This window comes from Mycobacterium sp. ABE4_509 (genome assembly GCF_056160785.1).
Genome location: NZ_JBSWXU010000030.1, coordinates 39,614 through 45,630, shown reverse-complemented (window position 1 = coordinate 45,630; position 6,017 = coordinate 39,614). Strand labels below are relative to the sequence as shown.

Below are 6,017 nucleotides of genomic sequence, written 5' to 3'. Positions count from 1 at the left end.
CGCCCGGCCCATGTCGGCACGCGGCTGGGCCAGCCGGCGCTGGCCGCCACGATCCGCACTCTGGCCGGCGATCCGGGCGGTTTCTACACCGGCGAGTTCGCCGAGCGGGCCGTGGCCGCACTACAGGGCGGGGGAGCGCCGTTCAGCGGTGCCGAATGGGCCGCTGCGGCCCAGCTGACCCCGCAGCCCGCGGTGTCCGGTCGCTACGCCGGGGCGGTGCTGCACCAGACTCCGCTGCCGACCCCGGGCTGGATGGTGGTGCAGCAGGCCGCATTGTGCGACGGCGTCGTCGGCATGCACGGATGGCTGTCCGCCGAAGCGATCGATCGGATGGCGCGATCGGCCCGGTTGGCGTTCGCCGATCGACTGGCACTGTGCGGCAGCGACAATGGCGGCGCGCGCTACGTGCTGGCGCCCGAACGCCTCGATGTTCAGCGCCGGGACCTCGACAATCGTTGTGAGCAAATCGATCCCATCGCGGTCGGGTCCGGCGACACCACCTCGACGGTGGCCGTCGACGCGCAGGGTAGGGCGGTCAGCTTCATCCACTCGCTGGCCTTCACCTTCGGCGCCAAGTTCACCGTGCCGGGCACCGGGGTGGTGCTCAACAACCGGTTGGGCCGCGGTGCCTATCTGATCGCCGGTCACCCGAACGAGATTGCGCCCCGGCGCAAGCCGCTGCACACCCTGAACGCCTGGATCGTCACCGACGACGCCGGTGACCTGCTGCACGTCGGCAACACCCCGGGAGGCGACGGGCAGGTGCAGTGGAACATGCAGCTGCTTTCGCACCTGCTCGACCACGGCCTGGATCCGGTCGGAGCGGTCGCCGCGCCGCGCTTCACCGTGTTCCCCGGATCGGACGCCGACGTCCTCGGCTCGGGTACCGAACTGCGGATCGAGCAGAGCCTGCCGGCCGGCACCCGGACCCGGCTGGGGGCGCTCGGGCACCGTGTCGTCGAGCAGCCGGTGCTGGGTGCGGGCGGCAGCGCGCAGGTCATCTCGCTCGACGAACGCGGCGTACTGTCCGGAGCCGCCGACCCGCGTCAGGAGGGGGTGGCCCTCGGTGTCGACTGACTCACCCGTCCCGCAGGGCGACTACCTGCCAGCAGTGCTGGACGACGGCGTGGTGTACACCGCGGGAATGACGCCGCGCCGCGATGGTCTGCTGACCGTCACCGGGGTGGTCGGGGCCACCGTCGCGCTCGACCGCGCCGTCGAAGCGGCGGGCCTGGCTGCCGAGAACGCCCTGGCGGCGCTGCTGTCCATGGCGCCCGCGCGCACGGTGCGCTGCCTGCGGATGACCGTCTACGTCGCCTGCGCACCCGGCTTCACCGCCCTGAGCGCCGTCGCCGACGGCGCATCGGCGATGATCACCCGACGGCTCGGCGCAGACGCCCTACCTGCACGATCGGCGATCGGGGTGCTCGCGCTGCCGGCCGGGGCGCCCGTCGAGGTGGAGTTGACCGCCGTCGTGCGATGAGCGCAGGTCAGCGCGATTTGGAGCATTCTCCGAGCTCACCTACTATGTAAGGGATGCCCCGGGCAGACCTCGGTTCTCTCTGCGTTTTCGACGGAGAAAACCCTGCGTGCCTGTTGGGGTGGCACGAAATTAGTGACAAGACCGCGCACGTCAGGGTCGGTAATCCTGCGTGCACACAGTAACCAGGTCGAGGAGATCTAGTGATTCAGCAGGAATCGCGGCTCAAGGTCGCCGACAACACGGGCGCCAAGGAGATCTTGTGCATCCGCGTGCTCGGTGGCTCGTCGCGGCGCTACGCGGGCATCGGTGATGTCATCGTGGCGACGGTCAAGGACGCCATCCCCGGCGGCAACGTCAAGCGCGGCGACGTCGTCAAGGCGGTCGTGGTGCGCACCGTCAAGGAGCGCCGCCGCGCCGACGGCAGCTACATCAAGTTCGACGAGAACGCCGCTGTCATCATCAAGCCCGACAACGACCCGCGTGGCACCCGCATCTTCGGGCCGGTGGGTCGCGAACTGCGCGAGAAGCGCTTCATGAAGATCGTTTCGCTCGCCCCGGAGGTGTTGTAGATGAAGGTCCGCAAGGGCGACACGGTGCTCGTCATCTCCGGTAAGGACAAGGGCGCCAAGGGCAAGGTCCTGGTGGCCTACCCCGAGCGCGCCAAGGTTCTGGTCGAGGGCGTCAACCGGATCAAGAAGCACACCCCCGAGTCGCGCACCGAGCGTGGCGCGTCCTCCGGCGGCATCGTGACCCAGGAGGCGCCGATCGCGGTGTCCAACGTGATGCTGCTCGATTCCGACGGCAAGCCGACGCGCGTCGGTTACCGCACCGACGACGAGACCGGCAAGAAGGTCCGGATCGCCAAGACCAACGGCAAGGACATCTAGAGATGACTACTGAAACGCATCCCGGCGCTTCGCTTGCCCAGGAAGAGAAGACTCTCCCGCGCCTCAAGCAGCGCTACCGCGAAGAGATCCGCGACTCCCTGCAGAAGGAGTTCGGCTACGCCAACGTGATGCAGATTCCAGGCGTCACCAAGGTCGTCGTGAACATGGGTGTCGGCGACGCCGCCCGCGACGCGAAGCTGATCAACGGCGCGGTCAACGATCTCGCGCTGATCACCGGCCAGAAGCCCGAGATCCGTCGCGCCCGTAAGTCGATCGCGCAGTTCAAGCTGCGCGAGGGCATGCCGATCGGCGCCCGGGTGACGCTGCGCGGCGACCGGATGTGGGAGTTCCTGGACCGGCTGATCTCGATCTCGCTGCCGCGTATCCGCGACTTCCGCGGCCTGAGCGCCAAGCAGTTCGACGGAACCGGCAACTACACCTTCGGGCTGACCGAGCAGTCGGTGTTCCACGAGATCGACGTGGACTCCATCGACCGCCCCCGCGGCATGGACATCACCGTCGTCACCTCGGCGACGAACGACGACGAGGGCCGTGCGCTGCTGCGGGCGCTGGGCTTCCCGTTCAAGGAGAACTGAGCAGATGGCAAAGAAGGCTCTGGTCAACAAGGCCAACAAGAAGCCCAAGTTCAAGGTGCGCGCCTACACGCGCTGCAACAAGTGCGGCCGTCCGCACGCCGTGTACCGCAAGTTCGGCCTGTGCCGGATCTGCCTGCGCGACATGGCACACGCGGGTGAGCTGCCCGGCGTGGCGAAGTCCAGCTGGTAACGACAGCCGGCACGAAGAAAAGACCATTTACCGACAAACAGGTTGCGGTAGGCCTCCGGAGCAGTGAGCACGGAGGAACCACCGCGAGAAAGGTGAACCGGCTGTCATGACCATGACGGATCCGATCGCAGACTTCTTGACGCGTCTGCGCAACGCCAACTCGGCGTACCACGACGAGGTGACCTTGCCGCACAGCAAGCTCAAGGCCAACATCGCCGAAATCCTCAAGACCGAGGGCTACATCAGCGACTACCACACCGAGGATGCCCGGGTGGGCAAGTCGCTGGTGGTGCAGCTCAAGTACGGACCCAGCCGGGAACGCAGCATCGCGGGCCTGCGCCGGGTCAGCAAGCCCGGTCTGCGGGTGTACGCCAAGTCCACCAACCTGCCGCGGGTGCTCGGCGGGCTCGGTGTGGCCATCATTTCCACCTCGTCGGGCCTGAGGACCGACCGTCAGGCGACCCGTGAGGGCGTCGGCGGCGAGGTCCTCGCGTACGTGTGGTGAGGGAGGGCTAGAAACATGTCTCGCATTGGAAAGAATCCGGTCCCGGTTCCGGCCGGGGTCGATGTGACGATCGACGGCCAGAACGTTGCGGTCAAGGGCCCCAAGGGCACGCTGTCGCTGGATGTCGCCGATCCGATCGTGGTGTCGCGCGACGAGGACGGCGCCATCGTGGTGGCCCGCCCCAACGACGAGCGCCGCAACCGCTCGCTGCACGGGCTGTCCCGCACGCTGATCTCCAACCTGGTGACCGGCGTGACGCAGGGGTACACCACCAAGATGGAGATCTTCGGCGTCGGCTACCGCGTCGTGGCCAAGGGCAGCGACCTGGAGTTCGCGCTGGGGTACAGCCATCCGGTGCTGATCACCGCGCCGGACGGGGTCACCTTCGCCGTGGAGAGCCCGACGAAGTTCTCGATCTCCGGAATCGACAAGCAGAAGGTCGGCCAGATCGCGGCCAACATCCGCCGCCTGCGGAAGAACGACCCCTACAAGGGCAAGGGAATCCGTTACGAGGGCGAGCAGATCCGTCGCAAGGTCGGAAAGACGGGTAAGTAAGCAGATGGCTACCAAGATGGTTTCCAAGACCAAAGACACTGCCGCCGGCCACCAGCCGGTGGGCAAGAACATCTCCGAGACCCGCCGCGTCTCGCGGTTGCGCCGGCACGCCCGGCTGCGCAAGAAGGTCTCCGGCACCGCCGAGCGGCCGCGCCTGGTGGTCAACCGGTCGTCGCGGCACATCCACGTCCAGCTCGTCGACGACCTGGCCGGGGCAACCGTCGCGGCGGCGTCGTCGATCGAGGCCGACGTGCGTGCGGTCGACGGCGACAAGAAAGCCCACAGCACCCGGGTGGGCCAGCTGATCGCCGAGCGTGCCAAGGCCGCCGGCATCGACGAGGTCGTCTTCGACCGGGGTGGCTACACCTACGGCGGACGGATCGCGGCCCTGGCCGACGCCGCACGCGAAGGCGGGCTGAAGTTCTGATGGACAACACTGACCTGACAAAGACCGGAAGGAATGCATGATGGCCGAGCAGGCTGCAGGAGCCGGCGGGCCCTCGAGCGACAACCGCGACAGCAGGGGTGGCCGGGACGACCGCGGAGGGCGGGGCCGCCGCGACGACCGTGGCGGCCGTGGTGGCCGCGATGACCGCGGCGACAAGAGCAACTACCTCGAGCGCGTGGTCACGATCAACCGCGTGTCCAAGGTCGTCAAGGGCGGTCGGCGGTTCAGCTTCACCGCCCTGGTGATCGTCGGTGACGGCAAGGGCATGGTCGGTGTCGGTTACGGCAAGGCCAAAGAGGTTCCGGCCGCGATCGCCAAGGGCGTCGAGGAGGCTCGCAAGAATTTCTTCCGCGTGCCGCTGATCGGTGGCACCGTGACCCACCCGGTCCAGGGTGAGGCGGCCGCCGGCGTGGTCATGCTGCGTCCGGCCAGCCCCGGTACCGGTGTCATCGCCGGTGGCGCGTGCCGTGCGGTGCTGGAATGCGCCGGCGTGCACGACGTGCTGGCCAAGTCGCTGGGCAGCGACAACGCGATCAACGTGGTGCACGCGACCGTCGCCGCGCTGAAGCTGTTGCAGCGCCCCGAAGAGGTCGCGGCGCGCCGCGGCCTGCCCATCGAGGATGTGGCGCCCGCAGGCATGCTCAAGGCCCGGCGTGAGGCCGAGGCCGTGGCTGCCAGCGCCGCGCGTGAGGGAACGGCGTAAACAACCATGGCAGAGTTGAAGATCACCCAGGTGCGCAGCACCATCGGTGCTCGCTGGAAGCAGCGGGAGACGTTGCGGACGCTCGGACTGCGCAAGATTCGCCAGTCGGTGGTTCGCGAGGACAGCCCGCAGACACGTGGACTGATCAAGACGGTCCACCATCTCGTAACAGTTGAGGAGGTCGCGAAGTAATGAGCGAGGACTCTCCAGTCATCAAGCTGCACGACCTTCGGCCCGCTCCGGGCGAGAAGAAGGCCAAGACCCGCGTGGGTCGCGGCGAGGGCTCCAAGGGCAAGACCGCCGGCCGCGGCACCAAGGGCACCAAGGCCCGCAAGAACGTCCCGGTGATGTTCGAGGGTGGCCAGATGCCGATCCACATGCGGCTGCCCAAGCTCAAGGGGTTCAAGAACCGGTTCCGTACCGAGTACGAGGTCGTCAACGTCGGCGACCTGAACCGGCTGTTCCCCAAGGGCGGTGACATCGGTGTCGACGAGCTCGTCGGTGCCGGCGCGGTTCGCAAGAACTCGCTGGTCAAGGTGCTCGGCGACGGCAAGCTGAGCGTCAAGGTCAACGTCACCGCGCACAAGTTCAGCGGCAGCGCCCGCGAGGCGATCACCGCCGCCGGCGGCACCGCCACCGAACTGTAGATC

At 67.7% G+C, this 6,017-nt stretch carries 12 protein-coding genes; all 12 read left to right on the top strand.

The annotated features are described in order from the left end of the window. A partial coding sequence (locus ACXAID_RS09465; protein WP_475021941.1) for a gamma-glutamyltransferase occupies positions 1-1,077 on the top strand: 1,077 nt, incomplete at its 5' end. Next, complete coding sequence (locus ACXAID_RS09460; RefSeq protein ID WP_475021940.1) at positions 1,067-1,483, top strand: RidA family protein; 417 nt, start codon at positions 1,067-1,069, stop codon at positions 1,481-1,483. The genes ACXAID_RS09465 and ACXAID_RS09460, both read left to right, overlap by 11 nt. 200 nt (positions 1,484-1,683) lie before the next feature. Continuing rightward, a complete protein-coding gene (gene rplN / locus ACXAID_RS09455; RefSeq protein WP_067091049.1) occupies positions 1,684-2,052 on the top strand; it encodes a 50S ribosomal protein L14 in 369 nt (122 codons plus the stop codon). Continuing rightward, entirely contained in the window at positions 2,053-2,370 is a 318-nt protein-coding gene (gene rplX / locus ACXAID_RS09450) for a 50S ribosomal protein L24 (protein WP_475021939.1), read from the top strand. A gap of 2 nt (positions 2,371-2,372) precedes the next feature. Next, the gene (gene rplE / locus ACXAID_RS09445) at positions 2,373-2,966 is read left to right on the top strand and encodes a 50S ribosomal protein L5 (RefSeq protein WP_475021938.1); all 594 of its coding nucleotides are present in this window, start codon (positions 2,373-2,375) and stop codon (positions 2,964-2,966) included. A 4-nt stretch (positions 2,967-2,970) separates the two neighbouring features. Further along, positions 2,971-3,156: a type Z 30S ribosomal protein S14 gene (locus ACXAID_RS09440; RefSeq protein ID WP_152515724.1), complete on the top strand. Its 186-nt coding sequence runs from the start codon at positions 2,971-2,973 to the stop codon at positions 3,154-3,156. 106 nt (positions 3,157-3,262) lie between these two features. Next, positions 3,263-3,661, top strand: a complete 399-nt coding sequence (gene rpsH, locus ACXAID_RS09435; RefSeq protein ID WP_475021937.1) for a 30S ribosomal protein S8 — start codon at positions 3,263-3,265, stop codon at positions 3,659-3,661. A gap of 15 nt (positions 3,662-3,676) precedes the next feature. After that, the gene (gene rplF / locus ACXAID_RS09430) at positions 3,677-4,216 is read left to right on the top strand and encodes a 50S ribosomal protein L6 (RefSeq protein ID WP_475021936.1); all 540 of its coding nucleotides are present in this window, start codon (positions 3,677-3,679) and stop codon (positions 4,214-4,216) included. Positions 4,217-4,232: 16 nt separating this feature from the next. Further along, a complete protein-coding gene (gene rplR / locus ACXAID_RS09425; RefSeq protein WP_475021944.1) occupies positions 4,233-4,643 on the top strand; it encodes a 50S ribosomal protein L18 in 411 nt (136 codons plus the stop codon). Between the two features lie 40 nt (positions 4,644-4,683). After that, the gene (gene rpsE, locus ACXAID_RS09420) at positions 4,684-5,367 is read left to right on the top strand and encodes a 30S ribosomal protein S5 (RefSeq protein ID WP_173011966.1); all 684 of its coding nucleotides are present in this window, start codon (positions 4,684-4,686) and stop codon (positions 5,365-5,367) included. 6 nt (positions 5,368-5,373) lie between these two features. Further along, positions 5,374-5,559 (top strand): 50S ribosomal protein L30, encoded by a 186-nt coding sequence (rpmD, locus tag ACXAID_RS09415; RefSeq protein WP_475021935.1) that lies wholly within the window; start codon positions 5,374-5,376, stop codon positions 5,557-5,559. Then, the gene (gene rplO, locus ACXAID_RS09410; RefSeq protein WP_475021934.1) at positions 5,559-6,014 is read left to right on the top strand and encodes a 50S ribosomal protein L15; all 456 of its coding nucleotides are present in this window, start codon (positions 5,559-5,561) and stop codon (positions 6,012-6,014) included. Before rpmD ends, rplO begins: the two co-directional genes overlap by 1 nt. The last annotated feature ends 3 nt before the right edge of the window (positions 6,015-6,017 follow it).

What these genes read in the sequence shown, in the direction of transcription:
- rplX (WP_475021939.1), top strand. Translation starts at nt 2,053, where the DNA reads ATGAAGGTCCGCAAGGGCGACACGGTGCTCGTCATCTCCGGTAAGGAC.
- rplE (WP_475021938.1), top strand. Translation starts at nt 2,373, where the DNA reads ATGACTACTGAAACGCATCCCGGCGCTTCGCTTGCCCAGGAAGAGAAG.
- ACXAID_RS09440 (WP_152515724.1), top strand. Translation starts at nt 2,971, where the DNA reads ATGGCAAAGAAGGCTCTGGTCAACAAGGCCAACAAGAAGCCCAAGTTC.
- rpsH (WP_475021937.1), top strand. Translation starts at nt 3,263, where the DNA reads ATGACCATGACGGATCCGATCGCAGACTTCTTGACGCGTCTGCGCAAC.
- rplF (WP_475021936.1), top strand. Translation starts at nt 3,677, where the DNA reads ATGTCTCGCATTGGAAAGAATCCGGTCCCGGTTCCGGCCGGGGTCGAT.
- rplR (WP_475021944.1), top strand. Translation starts at nt 4,233, where the DNA reads ATGGTTTCCAAGACCAAAGACACTGCCGCCGGCCACCAGCCGGTGGGC.
- rpsE (WP_173011966.1), top strand. Translation starts at nt 4,684, where the DNA reads ATGGCCGAGCAGGCTGCAGGAGCCGGCGGGCCCTCGAGCGACAACCGC.
- rpmD (WP_475021935.1), top strand. Translation starts at nt 5,374, where the DNA reads ATGGCAGAGTTGAAGATCACCCAGGTGCGCAGCACCATCGGTGCTCGC.
- rplO (WP_475021934.1), top strand. Translation starts at nt 5,559, where the DNA reads ATGAGCGAGGACTCTCCAGTCATCAAGCTGCACGACCTTCGGCCCGCT.